Source organism: Thalassospiraceae bacterium LMO-SO8, assembly GCA_031655335.1.
Taxonomy (GTDB): domain Bacteria; phylum Pseudomonadota; class Alphaproteobacteria; order Rhodospirillales; family Casp-alpha2; genus UBA1479.
Genome location: CP134226.1, coordinates 3,719,114 through 3,741,215, shown reverse-complemented (window position 1 = coordinate 3,741,215; position 22,102 = coordinate 3,719,114). Strand labels below are relative to the sequence as shown.

The window sequence follows — 22,102 nt, the reverse complement described above, 5'->3', positions numbered from 1 at the left end:
AGGCGTGGACCTCTACTCCCCCCGGCCGGCGGCTACTTGAACCGACGACCTAAAACTTCAGAACGACCTCAACCCGACGGTTTTTGTCGTTCTTGACGCCGTCCGCCGTCTTTTCGGCGGGCTCGTCTTCTCCGAAAAACTGGGTGATGATCTTGTTCGGATCAATGCCGATTTCCGAAAAGGCCTGCTTCACGTTTTCAACACGCTTTTCCGACAGTTTTCGGTTGTATTTTTTATCACCGGCGGTGTCGGTGTGGCCTGTCAGCAGGATGGCCTTGTAACCGTTTATGGTATCGGCCATCAACTTGTAGGCAACCGTCGTACCCTCTTCATTCATGGCTGCCTTGCCGAAGTCGAAATATATCACGTACTTCTGGTCCGGTTTGGTCTTCTTTTCAGCAGCCTTGGCCGCGGCGGGCTTGGCTTCGGCCTTGGTCGTCGTCGCGGTGTCGCCGTCCATGCTGGCGCAAGCAGCGACCAACGCACCGGTAAGTCCCAAAACAGCAAATCTGTTCAGGATGTTCATAGTCGTATTTCCTTCCAAAGAGATTGAGGGTTTGGTTCTTGTTGCGTAGGCGCGCCATGCCCCCCGACGGCGGCTCCGGTGTATCGAGCTCTGTACATACTGAATTATTCGTACCGAACTCGCCGGTCCGTCCGCTTGTGCTCCTCGTCAACAGTCAGGTGCAGAATTGACTATAACGCCGTGCGAAGCAAGCGGTGCAATCGCGAAAAGCGATTTGTCGCCGGGATATCCGGCCTTTTCGCCGTGGCGTGCGGGGCCGGCAAAAAGGTGTCCTTGCAGCGCCACAATCCCGTGGCATAGAACGGCGTCATGAATATCAAGCTTTGCGTTTTCGATTGCGACGGCACGCTCGTCGATTCACAGGACAGCATCGTGCGCTCCATGCAGGCGGCGTTCCGGGCCTGTGGTCTGACGCTGCCCGCGCCGCGCGATATCCGCCGCGTGGTCGGCCTGCCGTTGGCCACGGCGGCGATGGTTTTGGCGCCCGCGGGCACGGACCCCGGCATGGCGGAAAACCTGGCGGATGCCTACCGCGACACCTTTTCCGACCTGCGCCGCAGCGGGCAGATCGACGACCCGTTGTTCCCCGGCGTGCACGACGTCGTCGATACGCTGGAGGCGGCGGGCTGGCTGCTCGGCATTGCCACGGGCAAGGGGCGGCGGGGTCTGGACCAGACCCTGGACCGCCACGGCCTGAAAGGTCGCTTCGTGACCCTGCAGACCGCCGACAGCGCGCCGGGCAAGCCGGCGCCCGGGATGTTGCTGAACGCCATGGCGGATGCGGGGGCTGATCCCGGCAATACGGTGATGATCGGCGACACCACTTTCGATGTGGAGATGTCCAATAATGCCGGTGTCCTCGCCATCGGGGTCGCCTGGGGTTATCATGAGGCGGAGGAGCTGACGGCGGCGGGCGCGCGCCGGGTAATCCCCGGCTTTGAAGCCCTCGTTCCCAATCTGAATGAACTTATGGAGGTGTCGACGTGAAGCGGCTGTTCAAGACCATATCGATCCTGGGCGTGCTGCTGATCGCGGTGGTCGTCGCCGCCGTGGCGGTGCTCAGTTCCCTGGACTTCAACGATTACAAGGGCGTCATCGCCGAAGAGGCGAAGAAGGCGACGGGGCGCGACCTGAAGATATCGGGCGACCTCAAGCTCAATATTTCGCTTACCCCGTCGCTCTATGTCGACGGCGTGACCTTCGCCAACGCGCCCTGGGGCTCGCGGCCGGACATGGTGACCTTGAAACGCCTGGAGGCCGAGGTCGCCTTGCTGCCGTTGCTGTCGAGCAAGGTGGACGTGAAGCGTGTGGTCCTGATCGGGCTCGACCTGCTGGCCGAAACGGACAAGCAGGGACGCGGCAACTGGCAGTTCGGCGCGGCGGACGGCAAATCGGCCGCCCCCGCCGAGGAATCGTCCGGCGGCGGCAACCTGCCGCTCGTCCGCAAGGTTCATATCAAGGATCTGCGCGTCACCTACCGCGACGGCCGCACGGGCGAACAGACGCGCCTGACCCTGCCGTCCCTCGACCTGGGGGCCGATGGGATCGAGGCGCCGCTGCGCGTTGCCCTGAAAGGGGATGTGAACGGCGAGGACTTTTCCGCCGCCGGCACGATCGCCTCGATCCGGCAATTGACGGCGGGCGGCGAGATGCCGCTCGACCTCAAGGCGCAGGCTTTGGGGGCCGACATGACGGTACGCGGCGCCATCGCCGATCCCAGGGCCATGACCGGCCTGGCCCTGACCCTGTCGATCAAGGGGGACTCCCTTTCCGAAACCCTGGCGACGGCGGCCAAACTCGCGCCTCAATTGGCATCGCTGAAGGTGCCCGACCTCGGCCCCTATGACGTGTCGCTGACCGTCACCGGGTCGTCGACCAAGCCCAGCGTCAGCAATCTGAAGGCTTCCCTGGGGCGGCCCGGGGAAACGGCGCTGACCGCCGCCGGGTCGATCGCCGACGCGATCAAGGCTCAAGGCATCGATCTGCAAATCGCGGCGACGGTGCAGGACCCCGCCGGTCTTGCCAAGGACCTGGGGGCAGAGGCGCCGCCGCTGCCTGCCGTGACGGCCTCGGCGCGTGTCACCGACAAGGACGGCGGATACCGCCTTCAGGACGTGGACGTGAAGATTGGCGCGAGTGATCTCAAGGGCACGGCCGCGCTGAACCTGGGCGGGGCGCGGCCCAAGGTTTCCGCGGACCTGCAATCGACGCTGCTGGACCTGGACGAACTTCTGCCCAAGGGCGATGGGAAACCGGCGCCGCCGGCCGCCGACGGCCGCCTGTTTCCGGCCGACCCATTGCCGCTGGACGGGCTCAAGGCCGTGGATGCGGACATCAATCTGGCCGCCACCCGCCTGCGTGTGAACAAGATGGACGTGACCGGCCTGCGCCTGGGCGTGCTGTTGCAGGGCGGGCGCCTGACCGTGAAGCCGATGCAGGCGACGGTCGCCGACGGCGTGATTTCCGGCGAAATCACCCTGGGGGCGGATCAGGCCGTGCCGCCGCTCGCCGTAAACCTGAACGTCGCCAAGCTGGACTACGGCAAGTTGGCCGCCGCCATGGGACAGAAGTCCGTGGCCGAGGGCACCGCCGACGTGACGCTTAAGGTGACGGGGGCGGGGACAAGTGTCCGCCAGATCATGGCCGGGCTGGACGGCAAGCTGCGCGTGGTCTCGGAAAAGGGCCATATCGACAGCACGCTGTTGAACGTGGCGTCGGCCGACATCCTGTCGGCCATACCGCTGATCGACAGCAAGGGCGACAAGGATCTGCGCTGCGCCGTCGTCGATTTCGATGTCGTGAAAGGGATCGCCAACGCCAAGGCATTGGTGCTTGAGACGGGGGGGCTGTCCGTGGTCGGCGTCGGTGGCATAAACCTGCGGGACGAGACGTTGAATCTGGTGCTTGAGCCGCGCGCCAAGAAGACCAGCCTGCTGTCGGCCACCATTGTGCCGGTCGCGGTGCGCGGTACCTTGGCCAAGCCCGAACCGAAGGTCAATCCGGCGGATCTGGTGACCGGCATGGCGTCCAACGTGGCCAGCGGCGCCGCCGCGATCATGACGTTCGGTCTGTCGGCATTGGCGCAAAGTGCGTTCAACCGCGCGACCAGCACGGACGACACGGACTATTGCGCCCAGGCCCTGGCCGGCAAGCAGGTGGCGCCGTCGAAGGGGGCGGCCAAACCGGCGCCCGCTCAGCAGCAGCCGCAGGAAAAGCCCAAGTCCGGTGGCGGGGCCTTGCAGAACCTGGAAAAGGGCTTGGGCGGCCTCAAGGGCCTGCTCGGCAAGTAACCGCCGCTCAACACTCCGGATCACGCCATGCTGAAACCCGATATGAAACGGTTCTACCGCGACGTCACGGTCGCCCCGGTTGCGGTCGATGATCCTGCCGCAAATGGGACAGGGGAGGCGTTCCAGATATTGCTCGACGGCCGGCGGGTAAAGTCGCCCGTTGCCCGCGATCTTGCCGTGCCGAGCCGCCCCCTGGCCGAGGCCGTGGCGGCGGAATGGGACGCCCAGTCGGAAAAGATATTGCCCGCCTCCATGCCGCTGACCCAGTTGGCGTTCACGGCCATCGACCGCATCGCGCCGCAGCAGGCCGAGGTCGCCGACCGCATCGTCCGATACGGTGAGACGGATCTGCTGTGCTACCGGGCCACGGCGCCGACGGATCTTGTGCAGCTTCAGGCCGATCGCTGGGATCCCTTGCTGGCCTGGGCGGCGAATGATCTGGGGGCCGCGCTTGTGGTGACCGAGGGCATCGTGCCCGTGGAGCAGCCCAAGGCGGCCATCGCGGCGCTTGCCCGCGCGGTCGCGGGCCTGGATGCCTATCGGCTGACGGCGCTGGCCACCGTGGCACAGGCGGCGGGGTCCCTGGTGATCGGTCTGGCTGTGGTGCGGGGGCGGCTTGACGCCTCGGCGGCGGTCGCCCTGTCGCAACTGGACGAAAGCTATCAGAGCGCGAAATGGGGGGCGGACAAGGAAGCCGTCGACCGGCTGCGTGCCCTGCAGGCGGAAATCGTCCAGGCGGAAACCTTCCTGGGTCTGCTCTAGGCCGTCAGGTCAGGATCAATTGTAGAGCGGGTTGCTGCCCGGTGCCGGGCCGCTGGTGTTCAGCGGCGTGGCGGCCCGTCCGCGTGGGGTCGGCAGTTCCGTCGGCGCGCTGTCGCGACGTTCGCGGCCGCGGTAGTTAAGCGCCCGGCGGCGCCGGTCAGGGCCGAAATAGCTGTCGGCCCGGACGTACAGGCGGGGATTCTCGATCAGCGACTTGATGCGCGAATAGATCAGATGGGCGGAAAACGGCTTGGCCAGGAATTCGTTGATCCCGGCATCGCGTGCCTTGCACACCTGATGCAGTTCCGTGAAGGCGGTGATCATCACCACGGGCGCGAACATGTCGCGGCTTTCCGCATGCTTGCGGATGCGGTCGAGGAACGACATGCCGTTCAAGCCCGGCGACCAGTCGGTCAGCACCAGATCGGCGGGAAAATCCTGGAATAATTCGAAGGCGGTTTCCTCGTCGCCGGCATCGCGCACGTTCTCGATCCCGAACTCGTGCAGGATGTTGCGGATCAGGTGCCGCATCGGCGCATGTTGCTCGACGACCAGCACGTTTAAACGCGAAAGATTGTAATCGGGCATGCGTCCCCGAGGCTCCCCTAAATCTAGGCCCGACCGCGCGACACACCCTGATGAGTGGGCTCTTCCGGCCCGGAATTTATTGATTAACCATTCGCGAACACGTTTCCGCCGAACAGCGCGGGATGCTTATATCATGATGGTTAACGAGGTGCCATGTAGATGAATAAAAAATTATTCATCTATTATGGCGAGCATGGAGGGGTGGCATCTTGGGGGGTGGCATTTTCGCTGGCGCAACATAAGACCCGACAGTATCCTTTGCCCCCTCCCGAACCCCGCGGCGAAACGACCATCAGCGAGACGCGATTCCATGTACGACATCATCCGGCAGCTTGAAGAAAAACGCGACCGCGCCCGCATGGGCGGCGGCGAGCGGCGCATCGACGCCCAGCACGGCAAGGGCAAGCTGACCGCCCGCGAACGCATCGAGGTGCTGCTGGACCCCGGTTCCTTCGAGGAATGGGACATGTTCGTCGAACACCGCTGCACGGATTTCGGCATGGCCGAACAATCGACCCCGGGCGACGGCGTGGTCACCGGCTACGGCACGGTGAACGGCCGCCTGATTTTCGTGTTCAGCCAGGATTTCACCGTGTTCGGCGGCTCGCTGTCGGCAAGCCACGCGGAAAAGATCTGCAAGATCATGGATCAGGCCATGAAGGTCGGCGCTCCCGTGATCGGCCTTAACGATTCCGGAGGTGCCCGCATCCAGGAAGGCGTGGATTCCCTGGCCGGGTATGCCGAGGTGTTTCAGCGCAACGTCCTGGCGTCCGGCGTGGTGCCGCAGATTTCCTGCATCATGGGTCCCTGCGCGGGCGGCGCCGTCTATTCGCCGGCCATGACCGACTTCATTTTCATGGTGCAGGACTCATCGTACATGTTTGTCACCGGCCCCGATGTTGTGAAAACGGTGACCCATGAGGAAGTGACCCAGGAACAACTGGGCGGCGCCTCGACCCATACGACCAAGTCCGGGGTCGCCGACAAGGCCTTCACGGACGATTTGCAGGCGCTGTTGTACCTGCGCCGCTTCATCGACTTCCTGCCCGCCAACAACCGGGAAAAGCCGCCGGTCCGCCCGACGCCCGACCCCCACGACCGGGTCGAGATGTCGTTGGACACCCTGATCCCCGACAATCCGAACAAGCCCTACGACATGAAGGAATTGATCGAGAAGGTCGTGGACGAGGGCGATTTCTTCGAACTGCAGCCCGATTACGCGGGCAACATCGTGATCGGCTTCGCCCGCATGGAGGGCTCGACCGTCGGCATCGTCGCCAACCAGCCCATGGTGCTGGCCGGTTGTCTCGACATCGCGTCGGCGACCAAGGCGGGACGTTTCGTGCGTTTCTGTGATTCCTTCAACATCCCCCTGGTGACCTTCGTCGACGTGCCCGGCTTCCTACCCGGCACGGCGCAGGAATACGGCGGCATCATCAAGCACGGGGCGAAACTTCTGTACGCCTATGCCGAGGCCACGGTGCCCAAGGTCACGGTCATCACCCGCAAGGCCTATGGCGGGGCCTACGACGTGATGTCGTCCAAGCATCTGCGCGGCGACGCCAATTACGCCTGGCCGACGGCGGAAATCGCCGTCATGGGGCCCAAGGGTGCCGTCGAAATCATTTTCCGCGGCGACCTGGGCGACCAGGAAAAGATCGCCGCCCGGACCGAGGAATACCGCACCCGCTTCGCCAATCCCTTCATCGCCGGCAGCCGCGGTTTCATCGACGACGTCATCATGCCCCACGGCACGCGGACACGGATCTGCCGCAGCTTGCGCATGCTGAAGAACAAGGATTTGAAGAATCCTTGGAAAAAGCACGGGAACATCCCGCTTTAGGGGCGATCTTTGCTATGATCCCCCAAGCAACGGGGATCGGATCACGTGGCGGACCAACCGGAAACCAATTCCTCTGACCCACCCGCGCCCAAATGGCGGCGCCGGGCGCTGTGGGCCGGGGCCATCGTCGCGGTCCTGGCCGCCATTATTGCCGTCGTCGCCGTCAACCGCGCGCCCATTGCCGAAAATTTGGTGCGCGAGCGGCTGGCCGACATGGGCTTGGGCGGCAGCAATCTGGAAATCACCCGCCTGACCCCCTGGCGGGTCGAGGTGCGCAATCTGGCGACCGGCCCCGCCGGCACGGCGCGCATTCAGCGCCTCGCCATGGATTTGAGCTGGCCCAGTTGGACGGCCCCCCGGGTCAGTTCTCTGACCCTCGAAGGTGTGCATCTGTCCTTGACGGTCAAGGACGGCGCCCTCGGCTGGGGCGACCTGACGCCCTTGGTGGCGGGCGGCGGCACGGGGGGCGGTCTGGGGGCTTTGCCCGACGTGGCCCTGACCGACGCCCTTATCGACGTTGTCCATGCGGGCGGGCCGACGACGCTGTCCCTGACGGACGTGGATCTGGTGCCGCAGTCGGGCGGCGGCCTGCTGGTGAAGCAGGCGTCCATCGACCTTGTTCACCCCTTGGGCCAGGCCACGGTTCAGGCGACGGGACGTCGGGACGCGGCGGGCGGGCTGGTCTTGGATGTGATTGTCGAGGACGCCCAGGGGGCGGTGGGGTCGGTGTCGCTTTCCGGGGCCAAGGGCAGCCTGCGTCTCGCCGGCGATCCCGCACGGCCGGGTGAGATGACCGGCGACGGAATATTGGAGGTCGCCGGTCTGGCCTTGCCCGGCGGTCTGCTGACCGAAGGAACCCTGTCGGCGCGCCTGGCCGAGGGGCGGGCGACGCTGTCGGCGGATCTGGCGGACGACGGCCTGGGCCTGACCTTGTCGGGCACGGCGGCAGGCGTGCCTTTCGACCCCGCTGCCCCCGTCACCCTGACCGCCCGGGCCGCGGCGTCCGATCTGGCGCGTCTGCCGTTGCCGGAAGGCGTGACGGGCAAGGGAACGCTCGACCTGAAAACGGCGGGGCCGCTGGCCGATCTGTTGTCCGGCGACCCGGCCCGCCTGCCGCCCGTGGAAGCCCTGTTGATTCTGCCCGACGCGGCGCACCCGGCGGCGCCCGGCACCTGGTCCGTGCGGACCAGGGCAACCCTTGCCGCCGAGGCGGGAAGCGCGACCCTGACGTTCACGGAGCCGGTGGAGATTGCGGGCCGCCTCCTGGGTGGCGAAATGACCGCGGCGGTGCCGGGGCGGGTCATCCTGGGCCTTGATCCGCTGAAGCTGACCAAGATCGATCTGGCGCCGCTTCGCTTTGCCATCAGCAAGGTCGATGCCGGCGGTGCATCCGTTTCCGGCCCCCTGGCCGTGGTGCTGACCCCGCGCAAGGGCGGCGTGACGCTCGCGCCGGACGGCAGCCTGCGCAAAGTCGATTTCGCGCTCAAGGCGGATAGTCCGTCGCTGGGCCTGCGGGCCGGCGGCCGCACGGCCGTTCTGCGCACGGCGCGGATCACGGGCGGGGTGACGGTGACGCTCCCGGCCGAGGGGCCGCCGGGGGTGCGTCTCGACCTTTCGGGCCTGGACGCCCATCTGCCGGACCAGGATGTCGAAGCCCAGGGGATCAGTGTAAACGCCGCCAGCCGGGGTGGGACGGATGCCGGCTGGAACATCCAGGCGGCGGCCAAGGCCCTGCGCCATACGGCGGCGGCGCCTTTCGCCGTCACCGCCAAGGGGCGTTGGAGCCAGCGCAAGTGGGGGGTCGAGGGCACTCTGCGCCAGGATCGTTCGGGTCTGATCGCCAGCTTTGCCGCCGATGAAAGCAGCGGCACGGGGGCAGGGCGGGCCCGCATGGACATGGTGCCGCTCAATCTGGCGGGGATCGACGGCGGGGTGCATGCGATCACGCCGCTGCTGGCCCCCTTCGTCAAAAGCATCACCGGCACGGTGCAGGTTTCGGCCATAACGGAATGGACCAAGGAGGGCGCCGGTCCCGTGCAGGTCACGGGCAGTCTGCGCGGCGCGGGCATCACCCCGGCGCCCGCGCTGCTGCCGCCGGCCGCCAAGGGCGCGGTCGCGGGGGTGTCCAACCTAGCCGCGGAATTTTCCCTGCCGCCCGGCGATCCGGCGGCGGGGACAGGCGTCGTCGCGATCACCGGCGGCAATCTGCAACTCGGCGCGACCCAGGCCACGGGCATCTCCGGCCGCATCGCGTTGGAGCATCTGTGGCCGCCCATGACGCCGCCGGGCCAGGAAATCGGGGTCGAGCGGGTGATCGCGGCGCTGCCGGCCGTCGACGGGCGCATCCGCTTCCAGATCCTCGGCCCGGCCTCGGTCAAGGTCGAGCGCGCGGAGGTGACCGGCATCGGCGGCCGCATGTGGGTCGAGAACCTGGCCGTCCGGGATGGCGTGTTGCCCGAACAGACGACCCTGAATGTCGACGGCCTGGGCCTCGGCGATCTGGCGGCGCAGATGAATATCCTGGGGCTCAAGGCCGAGGGAAGGCTGTCCGGGCGCATCCCCCTCGAACTGGGCAAGGGCGGGGCGGTGGCGATCCGGGGCGGCCTGCTGACGTCCCAGGGCAAGGGGCTGCTCGCGTTCAAGTCGCCGACCCGGGCCACGCCCGGCCAGACTCCCGAAGGCGGGCGCATGGACATGGTTCTCGACATCCTGGAGGACCTGCGGTTCGACGGCATGACGCTGACGCTGGATGGCGACGCGCAAAAGGACGTGCAGATGCGGATGCACGTCCAAGGCCGCAATCCGAAAATTCAGGAGGGGCGCCCGGTCGACCTGACGGTCAATCTGACGGGCAACATCGGCCAGGCGATCCAGGCCGAATTGCAGAATTTCGACATCAAGGGGCTGACCGGCGCAGGCGCAGGCGGCAAATAGCGGCCCCGGATTATCGACAAATTTGCGCAGATTGGGCCCAATAAAAACCGCGAACAACGGCCATTTGGCGATTGAAGGCTGCGCAGGATTGTATACAATGCGGCCACCTGATAAACCCGAGGAACCCCCGAAATGCAACTGCGCACCCGACCCCTGACGGACACGTTCGGCCTGGAAATCCTGGATGTCGACCTGTCCGACCTGAACGACGAAACCTTCGACGCCATCTACAAGCTGTGGCAACAGGAACCCCTGTTGTTGTTGCGCCGCCAAAGCCTGAGCGAAAAACAGCAGGTCGAATACTCACGTCGGTTCGGCGAAATGGACATCATCGTGCGCGACGACATGCTGTCGCCGGACAATCCGGAAATCATCTACATCACCAACCTGAAGCGGCCGGACGGCACGCCGCTGGGCGGGTTGGGGAACTACGAGGTCTATTGGCATCACGATCAGATCTATCGCCTGCGGCCGGCCTCGGGCTCGATCTTCTATGCCGCTGAAATGCCGGAAAACGAAGGCCGCACGTCCTACTGCAATACCAAGCTCGGCTATGAAACCTTGCCCGACAATCTGCGCAAGGCGATCGAAGGCCGCCGCGCCACGGCCAAGTATGCCGACCGCAAGGATTCGACGACGGTCCTGGACCTTGGTAACAACGCCGAGGAAATGAAGAAAATCCACGAACGGACCCCGGCCGCGACCCACGACATCGTCCTGGAAAACCCGGCGACAGGGCAGAAGTCCGTTTACATCGACCCCAACAAGACCGTCGGCATCGACGGGCTGGAAGAAACGGAAAGCAAGGAGCTTCTCGAAGCCCTGACCCAGCACATGCTGCAAGACAAGTTCGTCTATACCCATACCTGGCGTAACGGCGACGTCGTGATGTGGGACAACGCGCGCCTGTGGCATCGCCGCGAGGCCTTCGACATGACGAAGCCGCGGTTCGCCCGGCGCACGACCATCTTCCTGCGGCCCGAAGACTTCGCCGTTCCCGAACCGAACGCCGCCTGAAGGATATCATCGTGACAGAACAGAAAGCGCCCCCACTGAAGGGGCTGCGCGTGATCGATGCCGCCACGGTCATCGCCGGGCCGACCATCGGCATGCTGATGGGCGACTTCGGCGCCGACGTCATCAAGGTCGAACACCCACGCGGCGACGTGCTGCGCGAAACGGGCCAGAAAAAGGACGGCATTGGCCTGTGGTTCAAGATGGCCAACCGCAATAAGCGCTGCGTCACCTTGAACTTCAGCCACGCAAAGGGCCAGGCCCTGTTCAAGGAACTGGTCAAGACGGCGGACGTGCTGATCGAAAACTTCCGCACCGGCACCATGGAAAAATGGGGCCTGGGCTGGGAGGATCTGAAGAAGATCAATCCACGTCTGGTGATGGTGCGGGTCACCGGCTTCGGCCAGACGGGGCCTTACAAGAACCGGCCCGGTTTCGGCACGATCGCCGAAGCCTTTTCCGGTTTCGCCAGCATCACCGGCGTGCCCGACGGTCCGCCGACCCTGCCCAACTTCGGCCTGGCCGACGGCGTGGCGGCGGCCTACGGCACCTTCGCCGCCATGTTCGCGCTCTATCACCGCGACGCCCAGGGATCGGGCGAGGGACAGTACATCGACCTGTCGATCTACGAACCCCTGTTCCAGGTCATGGGCCCGCAGCCCATGGAGTACGATCAGCTGGGCGTGGTTCAGCAACGCTGGGGCAATCGGTCGAAGAACAACGCGCCCAGGAATACCTACCAGTCCAAGGACGGGCATTGGGTCGCCATCTCGACCAACTCGCCGGCCATCGTGACGCGGGTGCTGACGCTCTGCGGCGGGCCGGAAGTCGCGGCCGACCCACGGTTCCAGACGCCGCAGGACCGGGTCAAGCATATCGACGAGATCGACGGCATCGTCGCCGGGTGGATTTCCCGCCACGACCTCAAGACCGTGTTGGACGAATTCGAGAAGGCGGAGGCGGCCATCGGCCCGGCCTATACCATCGATCAGATCTACCAGGACCCGCAGTATCAGGCGCGGGGCGACATCATCGAAATCGAGGATGAAGATCTGGGCAAGCTGCGCATGACCAACGCGTTTCCGTTCATGTCCGAGACCCCGGCGCAAGTCCGCCATCCCGGTCAGCGCAAGGGCCAGAGCAACGAGGAAATCCTTTGCGGTGAACTGGGCGTTTCCAAGGAAGAGCTTGCCAAGCTCAAGGACGAAGGCGTGATCTGACCGCCTGAGATATTGGCCGCCCGTCGCTCGGCCGCCGTACCAATGATCCCCCGCACGGTCCTAGCCGTTGCGGGGGATTTTGGTTCAGGCTCCGGCGCGGGCGGGGGGGGGCGGGAGGATCGGGCGCGCGGCGCGGATGTCTGCCAGAACGCCGTCACGGTCGTGTTCGATGCGGTCCAGCAGCTTGCGGCGCCGGGCCGTGATCTTGGAGTGATGGCTGCTCCAGCGCATGATTTCCAGGATCACCGGCGCCAGTCGAATGCCTTTGTCGGTCAGCCTGTAGACATAACTCCGCCGGTTTTCCGGGTCGCGCTCCTTGGTCAGAATGCCTTCGCATTCGAGATGCTTTAGACGGGCCGCCAGGATGTTGGTGGCGATCTGCTCTTCCGATGCCAGGAACTCGTTATAGCGGCGCTTGCCGTACAGCATCATGTCGCGCAGCACCAGCAGGGTCCAGCGGTCGCCGAAGGTATCGACGCCGTAGGCGACCAGGCAATCGCTGTCGTGTTTCTTGACTTCGGTCTTCATGAAAACAGCATAAAAATAACACTTGTAAAAAGCAAGCAATATGCGTAAATCGATACAACTTGTAAAAAGCAAGTTATATCGAAATCAGGAGACCCCGCCATGACCCCCCAGGCATTCGTCTACACGGAACTGCAATTGGCCGTGCCCTTCGCCGACGCCCCCTGGGCAGAGGTGAACAAGACCCTGCTCGAACAGCCGGGGTTGTTGAACAAGACCTGGCTGGCGGGCGTCGGCAATCATTCGCTGGGCGGGATCTATGCTTTCGACAGCCTGGAGAACGCGACGGCCTTCGTGACCGGTTACTTCCCGGGCGAAGCGCGCAGGTTCGGCGTGGCGCAGACGACGCGCCTTTTCGAGGCCGGCGTGATCGAGGAGGCGAGCCGCGACATGAACTCTCCGCACTTCGGCGGTGTCCTGCGGCAAATGCCAGGGGCCTATGTCTATACGGAGATCCAGGCCAGCGTTCCGTTTGAACAAGGGCCATGGCGGAAACGAAATCCGGTTCTGAAACAGGTTCCCGGCCTGATGTCCAAGACCTGGCTCAGCGGCTTGAACACGCAGTCGATCGGCGGTCTGGACGCGTTCGACACGATTGAGAACGCGACCGCCTTCGCGGTTGAGGCGTTCCCGGGAACGCCGGCGACTCTGGGCGCGGCCTACACGACCCGGATTTTCGACGGGGCGGTCGTCGAGCAGGCCAGCCGTCAAATGCGTTCGCCGTTCTATGCATGAAGCGAAGAAGAAGGAGACGTGACATGAACTTGCAACCCGATACCGACCTTTCGCCCGGCCGCATGGCGGAGGAACTGCGCCGCGCGCGGCTTCTACGCTCCTTGGCTTTTCACGCCGCCGTTCGCCGTCTTGCCGGACTGTTGACGCCGCGCCGCCGGAAGACGGAGGCTACGGCTTCGGCGCAGGTGGGGTTCCCGGCACCGGCTCGCCCATGAGCGTCGGATGCGCCCGCTTGTACTGCGGCGGGAAGGCGGCCTCGGCGCCAAGCGCCTCTGCCGCGTGCCACGGCCAGCGCGGGTCGTAGAGCATGCCGCGCGCCAGCGCCACCATGTCCGCCTGGCCCGAGGCGACGATGGTCTCCGCCTGCACCGGATCGGTAATCTTGCCGACGGCGATGGTGGTCATGCCCGTCTCGCGCCGGATTTGCGCGGCGAAGGCGGTCTGGTAACCCGGGCCGACGGCGATCTGCTGCAACGGCGAATTGCCGCCCGACGACACGTCGACGAAGGCGCCGCCCCGCGCCTGAACTTCCTTGGCGAAAGTGACGGTGTCGGCGATGTCCCAGCCGCCGTCGACCCAATCCGTCGCCGAGACGCGCACGCCGAGCGGATAGTCCTTGGGGCACACGGCCTTGACGGCCTCGAACACCTCCAGCGGAAAGCGCATGCGTCCGGCCAGATCGCCGCCGTAGGCATCGTTGCGTTGGTTGCTCAGGGGCGACAGGAACTGATGAAACAGGTAGCCGTGGGCGGCGTGCAACTCGATGGCGTCGAAGCCCAGGCGGAGCGCGCGGTGCGCGGCCTGAACGAAGGCGTTCTTGATGCGCGCCAGGCCTGCGTCGTCCAAGGCGGCCGGCGTCGGCCAGGGGGCCGCGAAGGGCAGGGCAGAGGCACTTTCCGTCGCCCAGGCGCGGGGGTCGTCGGCGGGCAGGGGCGTGCCGCCCTTCCACGGCACCTCGGTCGATCCCTTGCGCCCGGCGTGGGCCAACTGGATGCCGATCTTGGCGCTGCCGAAATCACGGTAGAAGTCGATGACCCGGCGCATGGCCGCCTCGTTGTCGTCGGAATACAGCCCGACGCAGCCGGGGGTGATGCGCCCGACGGGCTCGACCCCGGCGGCTTCGACGAACACCAGCGCGGCCCCGCCCAGGGCGAACTGCCCCAGGTGGACCAGGTGCCAGTCGGTCATGGTGCCGTCATGGGCCGAATACTGGCACATGGGGGCGACGACGATGCGGTTGGCAAGGTCCAGGTTGCCGAGACGAATGGGCGAGAAAAGCTGGCTGGGCATGGCGGTCCATCGGTTGTTGAGAGTGCGGGAGGTGTCGCGGAAGCGCGGAGGGTGAAATCAGCGGCGGGATGCGGGAAAGCCTAGTGGAATTCCCTGTTCCGGACAAATGGGGAGCCCCGTGCCGCCTGACAACCCGCGCTTGGGAATGGGCCGGCAGTCGGCTATAGGACGCGGATGGAAGACTTCGACGTCATCATCATCGGCGCGGGGGCGGCGGGGCTCATGTGCGCCGCCGGGGCGGTCCGGCGCGGGCGCCGGGTGCTGGTGCTGGAACGCAACCCCAAGGTCGCGCAGAAGGTGCGCATTTCCGGCGGTGGGCGGGCCAATTTCACCAACCTGCACGCGGCCCCCGCGAACTTCCTGTCGGACAATCCGCATTTCTGCGTCTCGGCGCTCAAGCGCTATACCCAGCGCGATTTCATCGCCCTGGTGGAAAAGCACGGCATCGCCTATCACGAAAAGACCCTGGGCCAGCTGTTCTGCGACGACAACGCGCAGCAGATCATCGACCTGTTATTGGACGAGGCCAGGGGGGCGGACATCCGCACGGCGGTCAACGTGACCGCGGTCGCCCGGGACGGCGCGCGGTTCCGCGTGGACACGGACAAGGGGACGTTTTCGGGCGCGGCGCTGGTCATCGCCACGGGCGGGCCGTCGATTCCCAAGATGGGGGCCAGCCGCTTCGCCTACGAGATCGCCAAACAATTCGGGCTGCGTGTCGTCACGCCGCGCCCGGGGTTGGTGCCGCTGACCTTCGACGCGGCCATGCTGGCACGGCTCGAGGGCCTGTCCGGCGTCTCGGTCGAGGCCACGGCGGCGCTCGGCAAGGTGCGCTTCGCCGAGGCGCTCTTGTTCACCCATCGCGGGCTTAGCGGGCCGGTGGTGCTGCAAATTTCATCCTACTGGCGGCCGGGAGACACGATCCTGTTCGACCTTTTGCCGGGCACGGACCTGTTCCAAATGCTGAAGGAATGGAAGCGGACGCAACCGAAGAAAGAGGTGCCGACGGCGCTGGCCCAGGTGCTGCCGAAAAGCCTGGCGCAAAGGCTCTGCGAATGGACAGGCTGCCTCGGCCGTCTGGCCGACCAGCCGGACAAGCGCCTGCGCGCCCTGGGAGATCAGGTCAATGCCTGGGCCGTCACGCCGGCCGGCACGGAGGGCGAGCGCACGGCGGAGGTCACGGTCGGCGGGGTCGATACGCGGGATTTGTCGTCGAAGACCATGGAAGCGAAGGACGCGCCGGGCCTGTACTTCATCGGCGAGGCCGTGGACGTGACCGGCCATCTCGGCGGCTTCAATTTCCAATGGGCCTGGGCGTCGGGCCATGCCTGCGGCGAGGTGGTCTAGGGCCGCGGGCTACTTGATGTCGAAGGCGATGGAGTGGCGCAGGCCTTCCTGGGTGAACGGCTTGACGCCGTGCCAGACATAGGACGGGAACAGCACCAACAACCCGGACTGCGGCCGGATCAGCCTTCGGGTCCGGTTCTTGTCGCTGACGAAGGCGTCCGGCGGCGCGCCGAACTGGATACAGCCCTCGCCGGATGCCCAGCGGTCCTCGTCCAATTCCGGAGCCTTCACGTAGTACACGCCCGACAGCCAGCCTTCGTTGTGGACATGGCTGGCGTCGTATCCGGCGCCGTACAGGATCGTCGACCAGGCGCCGGTAAACCGGAAGTCCCGGTTGATGTAGCGCAGGAACGGGTGGTCGGGGTCGTCCTCCAGCCCATCGACATAGGCGCGGATGGCATCGAGGATCATGTTCCGCACGGTCAGGACATGGCCCGACGCGTTGCGGAACAGGTTGTTGGGAATCTGCGTGCCGCCGCGCATGGTCTGGTCGAGGGGGAGCGAACCCTTCTGGTGGCGTTTTTCCAGTTCCGCATGCAGGGCGTCGTTGAAGGCAGCCATGTCCGGAAACCCGGCGGGCGTGGGCAGCATCTGCGTGACCACGTCGGCGTCGTAGTCGACGAAGGTATCGACGGCGGGATCGCCGGCTTCGACCATGGCGATGGTCATGGTGCCGATGACGGTGCTCAGGCGCGGGACGATCCGGTGCGCCTTCATGAGCACGGCGACCGCGTCGCCGGGGCGGCCGGCGCGGATCAGGCTCTGGCCGTAGCTTTCCAGGATTTGCGGATCGTCCGGCGATAATTCCGCCGCCCGGGCATGATGGGGCAGGGCCTCATCGTGCCGCCCTTGCATGGACAGGGACCAGCCCAGGCAGGTCAGGGCGATGGGCAGGTCGGGATCGATCTCAAGCGCTTGGCGCAGGATCGGCTCGGCCTCGGTGAATTTTTCGTCCTGCGCCAGTTCCCAGCCGTATTGTTCGTAGGCCTTTGGGTTCTGCGGCATCGCCTCCAGCGCCCAGCGAAACGTGTCGTAACGCTCGCTCTCGCGGCTCATGGCGTTCTTCAGGCCTTTGAAGGTTTTGTGGGCGTCGATATGCAGGGGGTCCAGCTTGACCGCCGCCCAGCAGGACGCGATGGCGTCGTCATACTGGTCGAACACGAACTGCAAGGACGCCAGGGCGGCATGGGTGTCGGGGATGCCGCCGCTGACGGCGATGGCTTTCTTCAGGGCCGCCATGGCTTTGGCCGCCTGCCCGTCGTCGCGCAAGGCGATGCCGTAGTTGTGGAGAATTTCAGGTTCGTCCGGATTGATCCGGAGCGCGGCCTCGAAACTGGCGACGGCGCCCGTCAAATCCTGGAGCCGTTGCAGCGCCATCCCCAGGTTGTTCAGCGTGTCCGGATTGTTCGGCGCCAGGGCGAGGGCGCGTTGATAGCTGTCCCGCGCCGCCGCGGCGTCGTTGCGGTAAAACTGCGCCAGGCCCAGGTTGTTGAAATAATTCGGATTCTTGGGGTTCAGGTCGACCGCCTGGGTCAAGGCCTCGATGGCGCTCAACAGGTTGCCCATCTGCATGCAGGCGACGCCAAGCAGATGATGGGCCTCCGCGTGCCCGGGGTTGGCCTGGATGAACGCGCGGTACAGGCGCTGGGCATCTTGAAGCCTGCCGGATTGGTGCGCGGCGAATGCTTCTTGCAGTAAATTCACGTTGGGCGCTCTCGAACAGACGGCATGAAGGTGACCAAAGGTTTAACCCAGCACTGGCCGAGGGGCCAGCCGTTATCCGAGGGTTGGTTGCCGCCAAGACTTACTTGGGCCTCATGGCCACGTCGAAATCGTCGAGGGAGGGGAAGGCGAGGGGCGTCAAATTGTCGAGATTTCTTAAGTGTTCCGCGTAGGTCTCCAGGTATCCCGCCCGCGCGGCATCATCCACATAGGGCACATGCCAGGCCACGAAGGGCGGCAGCACGGTCATGCCCGTATAGGCCAGGGTGCCCTGCAGCAATGGCTTCAGCATGTCGTTCAGGCGCCCGTGGACGGCGGCATCATTGTCCAGCATGTGTTCCCGCCCGCCGAGCGTCAGGGTCAGCAGGGCGCGTTTGCCCGCCAAGCCGCCCCGGTCATAGAACCGCCGCCCGCCGTAGGTCAGGCCCGAGACCAGCACCCGGTCGATCCAGCCCTTGAGGATGGCGGGGACGGAAAACCAGTAAAGCGGGAAGTGCAGGATCAGAAGATCGCACCACATCAGCTTGTCGATCTCGGCCCGGATGTCGGGGGCCAGGGTGCCCGTCTCGTGCCCATGGCGCTGTTCGAGCGCGTAGACCAGATAGTCCGGATCGGCGCGGTCCCCGAAATCCCCCGGCCCCGCGACCGGGTTGAAGCCCATGGCGTACAGGTCGGAGACCTGAACCGCACGGCCCAGACCGTTAAGTATCTTGACGGAATGATCGCGCAGCGCCGTGTTGAACGACTTCGGTTCCGGATGGGCGTGGACGATCAAGACGTTCATGGCGTTGTCATTTCACCACTGTGGGTTGCGTCGGTCCGGTTCCCTGACGTTTTAGGATCTTGGCCATCCGCGTAGACTCACCCCAAGTGGATAACCAGATAGCAATCTCCGTGGACAGGCTGATAGTCCAAGTGAGGAGCTCCTCCCAAACGCCATGACGGGCGATTTGCTGCTGCGCGTACCGCAAATGCTCCCGTTCCTCTATTTGGATGCCGGTGATCAGCTGATGTAAGCCCGGTGCTCTATCGTGGAGAAATCCCAATTGGTCTTCCAGGTGTCGATGAACCGTGGCCTCCACCGCCGCAGTGCATATCCAGATGCTGTTCCTACCGATCAGAGCGGTGACGAATCCCAGGACCCAGCCGCCATTGCCCCACAACGCCATGATGCGGCACGGCCTCGCTGACCATTGGGGCATGGCTTGGCGAAATGCAGAGCAATGGTGGATCTCATGTTCCAATGTGGTTTCCAGAAAATCCACGATGTCTGGATAGAGGCGCCGCGCCATCAATAATTGCGCTCGGTAGATACGGATCGCCCCGTATTCGCCGGCGTGATTCACCTTAAGAATCCGAGCAATGGTGCGGTCAGGTTGATCCATGGTCTTTTGCTGTTACTCGGGCGGCGGCACGGCGCCCGTGCGTTCCGTGATCAGGCCGTAGTGCTCCGTGCGCCGGTGGGCGGCGAAGTTGAAGGTCGAGTTCTTGAGGAACGCGCAGGCGTCGAGGTCGCAGTCGTGGACGATGACCTCGTCGTCCTCGGTCTCCGCCTCGGCCACCACCTGGCCGTCCGGGTTGATGATGCAGGACCCGCCCATGAGGTGATAGCCCGGCGCTTCCTCGCCGGCCTTGGCGACGCCGACCACCCAGGTCGCGTTCTGATAGGCCCCGGCCTGCATGCTGAGGCGTGAATGATGGTGGCGCAGTTCGGGCGTGTCCGGGCCGCCCAGGCCATTCCACGACGGCGTGTTGTAGCCGAGCATGACGAGTTCCACCCCTTGCAGGCCCATGACCCGGTAGGTTTCCGGCCAGCGGCGGTCGTTGCAGATGCACATGCCCATGACGCCGCCCATGGTGCGCCACACCGGGAAGCCCAGGTCGCCCGGCTCGAAATAGCGTTTCTCCAGATGCTGGAAGCGCCGTTCGGACTCCAGCTCCACATGGCCCGGCAGATGCACCTTGCGGTACTTGCCGACGATGGCGCCCGCCTTGTCGACCAGGATCTGGGTGTTGAAGTGGTGACCGTCGGGGGTCAGTTCCGCATATCCCAATGAAAACCCGATGTTGTTGTCGGCGGCGTAGTCGAACAGGGGGCGCGTCGCGTCATTCGGCATGTCGCGTTCGAACCAGGGGTCCATGTCGGCGCGGTTTTCCGCATAGAAGCGGGGGAAAAAGGTGGTCAGCGCCGTTTCCGTGTAGACGACCAAGTCGGCGCCCTTGGATTTCGCCTGTTTCATCATGTCGAGCAGACGGGCGACGATGACCTGGCGGCTGTCGGTTTCCAGATTGGGGCCCTGCTGGGCGGCGGCGACGCGGACGATACGAGTCATGGTGTATTCCGTTTCTTGTGGGACTGCGGGGCCGCGAGAATACGGGACGGACGGCGGGGCCGACAAGCCGGGCGGTGCTAGCCGAACACGATCGGGACCAGGACCAGCGCCGCCCCGGCGATCACCGCCGTCGCGATCAGGTTCAGGAAGACCCCGGCGGCGCACATATGCACGACGTCGAGCCGCCCGGCGGCAAACACGATGGCGTTGGGCGGGGTCGCCACGGGCATCATGAAGGCGCAGCTGGCGGCCAGCGCCACGGGCACGGCGAAGGTCACGGCGTCGAACCCCATGCTGACGGCCAGGGTCGCGGCCACGGGGATGAACACGGCGGCGGTCGCCGTGTTCGACGTGATCTCGGTCAGGAACACGACAAGCCCGGTGATCGCCAGCAACAGCAGGATCAGCGGCAGATGGCCGCCGCTGGCGACGAGGCCGCCCAGCCAAGCGGCGAGGCCCGTCGATTGTATGGCTTCGGCCAGGGAAAACCCGCCGCCCAGCAAAATCAGGATGCCCCAGGGCAGGTGGATGGCGTGGTCCCAGTCCATCAGAAATTCCCGCTTTTTCAGGTTCACGGGGATGGCGAAGGCGGCGACGGCCCCGGCGAGTGCGATGGCGGTGTCGCTGACCGGAACGATGTCGGCGATCAAGGGCTGAAACACCCAGGCCAGGGCCACGGCGGCGAACAGCAGGGCGGTCAGCGCCTCACCGCGCGCGGGCGGGGCGAGGCGGGCCTTTTCGGCCGCGATGCCGGCGGCGACACGTGTCAGGTCCAGGCCGTTCGCCGGGTAGAGGACCCGCGTCAGCAGCAGCCAGGCGGCCAGCAGCATGACGGCCGCCAGGGGAACGCCCAGCAGCATCCAGCGCGCGAACCCGAGGTCTACTCCGTGGTTCTGCGCCAGGTATCCCGCGAGAAAGGCATTGGGCGGCGTGCCGATCAGGGTCGCCGTGCCGCCGATGCTGGCGGCGTAGGCGATGGCGAGCAGCAGGCCGCGGGCGAAACGGTCCTGAGCGGGTGTGGGCGGCGCACCGTCCTGGCGCCGGCCTTCGATGAAGGCGACGACGCTGAGCCCGATGGGCACCATCATCAGGGTCGTCGCCGTGTTGGACACCCACATGCTGAGCCCCGCCGTGGCCAGCATGAAGCCGCCGATCAGACGGTCCGGGCGCACCCCGGCGACGGAGACGATGGCGATGGCGACGCGGCGGTGCAGGTTCCAGCGTTCGATGGTGAGCGCGATGACGAAGCCGCCGAGGAACAGGAAGACCAGGGGATGGGCGTAGGGATGGGCCGCATCGGCGGCCTTGGCGATGCCCAGCACGGGAAACAGCAGGACCGGCAGCAGGGCGGTGACGGCCAGCGGCACGGCCTGGGTCAGCCACCACAGGGCCATCCAGACCGCCACCCCGGCGGTCATCCAGGCCTCCCGGCCAAGCCCGTCGGGTGCCGGCAGGGCGGCCAGGGCCAGGCACAGAGCCGGCCCCGCCGCCAATCCAACGAGCGGCGCGGCCGGGCGGGCGCCTTCCGGGCTGGGGGGCGGGCTGGAATCTGCGGTCATCATGGCTTCCTGTGTTGGCAGTGGCGGCGGCGCGGGCCTAGATTAAAGACCAGACGAAGGACCCGCCATGAACGATCACGACCCCGCCGAAGACGATGACGATGCGCGCACCCGCAATCGCCTCAAGGGTTTCGCCCTGCATTTGCTGATATACTTTATCACCATCGCCGGCTGCGCCGCCTTGAACTACCTCAAGACGCCGGACCAGTTGTGGTTCATCTACCCCATGGTCGCCTGGGGCGCGCCGCTGGCGCTGCATGCGGCCTGGGTGATGGGGCTGTTCGATGGCCTGACCGGGAAGAACTAGGCGGCCGGAACCGTGAACAGGTCCGGAACGGCCAATTCTACTAGTAGAATCAACGCGGGAAGCCGAATTTTGCGCTGCAATAGCGTGTGAATTCGGTTACACCAATG

General features: G+C 65.3%; 19 protein-coding genes. 10 read left to right on the top strand and 9 right to left on the bottom strand.

Translation table 11 applies throughout. The annotated features are described in order from the left end of the window. Window positions 1-49: 49 nt before the first annotated feature. Window positions 50-526, bottom strand: coding sequence for an OmpA family protein (locus RJ527_18090; protein WND75923.1), 477 nt, complete (start codon window positions 524-526; stop codon window positions 50-52). A gap of 309 nt (window positions 527-835) precedes the next feature. On the opposite strand from RJ527_18090, the gene RJ527_18085 reads away from it, so the two are divergent. From RJ527_18085 to RJ527_18075, 3 genes are read left to right on the top strand one after another with little or no spacing between them, the layout of a single operon-like run. Beyond that, window positions 836-1,513 carry an HAD-IA family hydrolase gene (locus RJ527_18085; GenBank protein WND75922.1) on the top strand — a complete coding sequence of 226 codons (678 nt, stop codon included), beginning with the start codon at window positions 836-838 and terminating at the stop codon, window positions 1,511-1,513. Beyond that, entirely contained in the window at window positions 1,510-3,816 is a 2,307-nt protein-coding gene (locus tag RJ527_18080) for an AsmA family protein (protein WND75921.1), read from the top strand. Before RJ527_18085 ends, RJ527_18080 begins: the two co-directional genes overlap by 4 nt. 27 nt (window positions 3,817-3,843) lie before the next feature. Further along, the gene (locus RJ527_18075; GenBank protein ID WND75920.1) at window positions 3,844-4,578 is read left to right on the top strand and encodes an ATP12 family protein; all 735 of its coding nucleotides are present in this window, start codon (window positions 3,844-3,846) and stop codon (window positions 4,576-4,578) included. 15 nt (window positions 4,579-4,593) lie between these two features. Here RJ527_18075 and RJ527_18070 read toward each other — a convergent pair whose 3' ends face one another. Then, a complete protein-coding gene (locus RJ527_18070; protein ID WND75919.1) occupies window positions 4,594-5,166 on the bottom strand; it encodes a response regulator in 573 nt (190 codons plus the stop codon). A 310-nt stretch (window positions 5,167-5,476) separates the two neighbouring features. Between RJ527_18070 and RJ527_18065 the strand changes: the two genes are divergently transcribed. From RJ527_18065 to RJ527_18050, 4 genes are all read left to right on the top strand, one after another. Beyond that, complete coding sequence (locus RJ527_18065; protein ID WND75918.1) at window positions 5,477-7,009, top strand: acyl-CoA carboxylase subunit beta; 1,533 nt, start codon at window positions 5,477-5,479, stop codon at window positions 7,007-7,009. A 45-nt stretch (window positions 7,010-7,054) separates the two neighbouring features. Next, window positions 7,055-9,943 carry a YdbH domain-containing protein gene (locus RJ527_18060; GenBank protein WND75917.1) on the top strand — a complete coding sequence of 963 codons (2,889 nt, stop codon included), beginning with the start codon at window positions 7,055-7,057 and terminating at the stop codon, window positions 9,941-9,943. A 132-nt stretch (window positions 9,944-10,075) separates the two neighbouring features. Then, window positions 10,076-10,960, top strand: coding sequence for a TauD/TfdA family dioxygenase (locus tag RJ527_18055; protein ID WND75916.1), 885 nt, complete (start codon window positions 10,076-10,078; stop codon window positions 10,958-10,960). 11 nt (window positions 10,961-10,971) lie between these two features. Further along, window positions 10,972-12,177, top strand: coding sequence for a CoA transferase (locus RJ527_18050; protein ID WND75915.1), 1,206 nt, complete (start codon window positions 10,972-10,974; stop codon window positions 12,175-12,177). Between the two features lie 84 nt (window positions 12,178-12,261). On the opposite strand, the gene RJ527_18045 is transcribed toward RJ527_18050, so the two are convergent. After that, entirely contained in the window at window positions 12,262-12,705 is a 444-nt protein-coding gene (locus tag RJ527_18045; protein WND75914.1) for a helix-turn-helix domain-containing protein, read from the bottom strand. Between the two features lie 99 nt (window positions 12,706-12,804). Between RJ527_18045 and RJ527_18040 the strand changes: the two genes are divergently transcribed. Further along, complete coding sequence (locus RJ527_18040) at window positions 12,805-13,437, top strand: YdhR family protein (GenBank protein WND75913.1); 633 nt, start codon at window positions 12,805-12,807, stop codon at window positions 13,435-13,437. Window positions 13,438-13,605: 168 nt separating this feature from the next. Here RJ527_18040 and RJ527_18035 read toward each other — a convergent pair whose 3' ends face one another. After that, complete coding sequence (locus tag RJ527_18035) at window positions 13,606-14,727, bottom strand: NADH:flavin oxidoreductase/NADH oxidase (GenBank protein ID WND75912.1); 1,122 nt, start codon at window positions 14,725-14,727, stop codon at window positions 13,606-13,608. Between the two features lie 174 nt (window positions 14,728-14,901). Between RJ527_18035 and RJ527_18030 the strand changes: the two genes are divergently transcribed. Next, complete coding sequence (locus tag RJ527_18030; GenBank protein ID WND75911.1) at window positions 14,902-16,074, top strand: NAD(P)/FAD-dependent oxidoreductase; 1,173 nt, start codon at window positions 14,902-14,904, stop codon at window positions 16,072-16,074. A gap of 9 nt (window positions 16,075-16,083) precedes the next feature. Here RJ527_18030 and RJ527_18025 read toward each other — a convergent pair whose 3' ends face one another. The 5 genes from RJ527_18025 to RJ527_18005 form a co-directional block, all read right to left on the bottom strand. Next, window positions 16,084-17,778, bottom strand: a complete 1,695-nt coding sequence (locus RJ527_18025) for a tetratricopeptide repeat protein (GenBank protein WND75910.1) — start codon at window positions 17,776-17,778, stop codon at window positions 16,084-16,086. 100 nt (window positions 17,779-17,878) lie between these two features. Beyond that, window positions 17,879-18,580: an NAD(P)H-dependent oxidoreductase gene (locus tag RJ527_18020; protein WND75909.1), complete on the bottom strand. Its 702-nt coding sequence runs from the start codon at window positions 18,578-18,580 to the stop codon at window positions 17,879-17,881. Window positions 18,581-18,587: 7 nt separating this feature from the next. Next, entirely contained in the window at window positions 18,588-19,181 is a 594-nt protein-coding gene (locus RJ527_18015; GenBank protein WND75908.1) for a demethoxyubiquinone hydroxylase family protein, read from the bottom strand. A 12-nt stretch (window positions 19,182-19,193) separates the two neighbouring features. Continuing rightward, window positions 19,194-20,129: an N-carbamoyl-D-amino-acid hydrolase gene (locus RJ527_18010; GenBank protein ID WND75907.1), complete on the bottom strand. Its 936-nt coding sequence runs from the start codon at window positions 20,127-20,129 to the stop codon at window positions 19,194-19,196. A 77-nt stretch (window positions 20,130-20,206) separates the two neighbouring features. After that, a complete protein-coding gene (locus tag RJ527_18005) occupies window positions 20,207-21,688 on the bottom strand; it encodes an SLC13 family permease (GenBank protein ID WND75906.1) in 1,482 nt (493 codons plus the stop codon). Window positions 21,689-21,755: 67 nt separating this feature from the next. Between RJ527_18005 and RJ527_18000 the strand changes: the two genes are divergently transcribed. Continuing rightward, window positions 21,756-21,995: a 2TM domain-containing protein gene (locus RJ527_18000; protein ID WND75905.1), complete on the top strand. Its 240-nt coding sequence runs from the start codon at window positions 21,756-21,758 to the stop codon at window positions 21,993-21,995. Window positions 21,996-22,102 lie beyond the last annotated feature (107 nt).